The sequence below is a fragment of the Actinoplanes sp. NPDC051633 genome, from assembly GCF_040681735.1.
Classification (GTDB): domain Bacteria; phylum Actinomycetota; class Actinomycetes; order Mycobacteriales; family Micromonosporaceae; genus Actinoplanes.
This window is the reverse complement of record NZ_JBFAZH010001547.1, coordinates 1-1,497: the sequence shown is the minus strand read 5'-3', so window position 1 is coordinate 1,497 and position 1,497 is coordinate 1. Positions and strand designations below refer to the sequence as shown.

General features: G+C 68.9%; 1 pseudogene. It reads right to left on the bottom strand.

Annotated features, from left to right (window positions below):
* Positions 1–1,138 (bottom strand): annotated as a pseudogene (locus tag AB0M20_RS43000) (glucosidase); the annotation flags it as partial.
* Between the last annotated feature and the right edge of the window lie 359 nt (positions 1,139–1,497).

The window sequence follows — 1,497 nt, the reverse complement described above, 5'->3', positions numbered from 1 at the left end:
CGGTCAGCCACCGTTTCACGTCGAAGTGGTAGAACTGCTTGCCCCACATCAGCCCGGCGATCGCCTGCCGGGCCACCGCCGCCTCCTCGGCCGACGCCGCCGCCGGAATCAGCTCGGCGAAATAGTCGTCGGCCTCACCGAGGCGAGCGCGCATTGTTTCGTCGAATTCGAGATCAAGGTCGTCGGGTACGTCGTCGGTCTGCGCCAGCCGCAGCCGGACCCGCCGCGTCTCCCCCGCACCGAGCGTCACCACGTAGTGCAGCGCGCCCTTCGTGCCGGTGCCGGCCGGATTGATCGTGGGAGCGCCGTCGACCACGTGATCGTTGATGCCGTCCTTCGGGAACAGCGTCGTCCCCGGCTGCCCCCAGAGACGCTGCGCGTTGGTCTCGTTGTCACACATCGGGGCGGGCGGGTCGCCCTCACCACGCAACGTGAGATGACCGAGGCCCCGTTGCTCGCCGTGCAGGCGGCCCGGGGTGCCGGTCATCGACGGCACCGGCCGGTTCGGCAGACCCCAGGACCAGGTGTTGCGGAACCACAGCGTGGGCAGCACGTGCAGCGTCGCCGGCTCGGGGCCGCGGTTCGACACGGTGATCTCGATGCACACGTCGTGCGGGCCGGCCTTGGCGTAGTCGACGGCCACCGCCCAGAACCGGTCCTCGTCGAAGATCCCCGTGTCGACCAGCTCGTACTCGGGTTTCTCGCGGGACCGCTGGCCGTTGACCCGCACCAGCTCGTCGTAGGGAAAGGCGGCCTGCGGGTAGTGGTAGCGCCAGCTCATCCAGCTGTGGGTGGGCGTCGAGTCCCGGTACCACCAGTACTCCTTGACGTCCTCGCCGTGGTTGCCGCCGTAGCCCCCGAGCCCGAACATCCGCTCCTTCAGGATCGGGTCGACGCCGTTCCACAGGGCGAGCGCGAAGCAGAAGGTCTGCCGATCGTCACAGAGCCCGGCCATACCGTCGTCGTTCCACCGATAGACCCGCGACCGTGCGTGATCGTGCGGGAAGTAGTCCCACGCGGTGCCGTGCTCGCTGTAGTCCTCGCGCACGGTCCCCCAGGCACGCTCGGCCAGATACGGTCCCCAGGCGCGCCACGGTTGCTCTCCGGAGTCGGCCTGCGCCAGGCGAACCCGCTCCACGCCAGCACTCACCCCGTCTCGATCTTCGCGGTCGCTCACATTGTCGCCGCCGTGTGTTACCAACGTTCGCCAAACGGCCCGGTCCGGCCATCACATCAAGATCAAGATGCATATCGCAGCTGGGTGAGTGGTGCCGGCCGCCGCTCCCGCCGGGACCGGTCCGGGCGGGAGCTCGCTGCGCTCGCACCCGTCCTCCCGGCGACCTGAGTAAGCGGTCACCCTCAGCCGCTTCGCGGCAACCCCGGGTGCGAGCCGCACACCCCGCGGCCCGCACAACACTGGTAGCCCACCCACATTTCAGGCCCCCAACAAGGTGGCTGAGCTGCCACTCTTAGCTTGCGCACACCGACCGAGCCTCG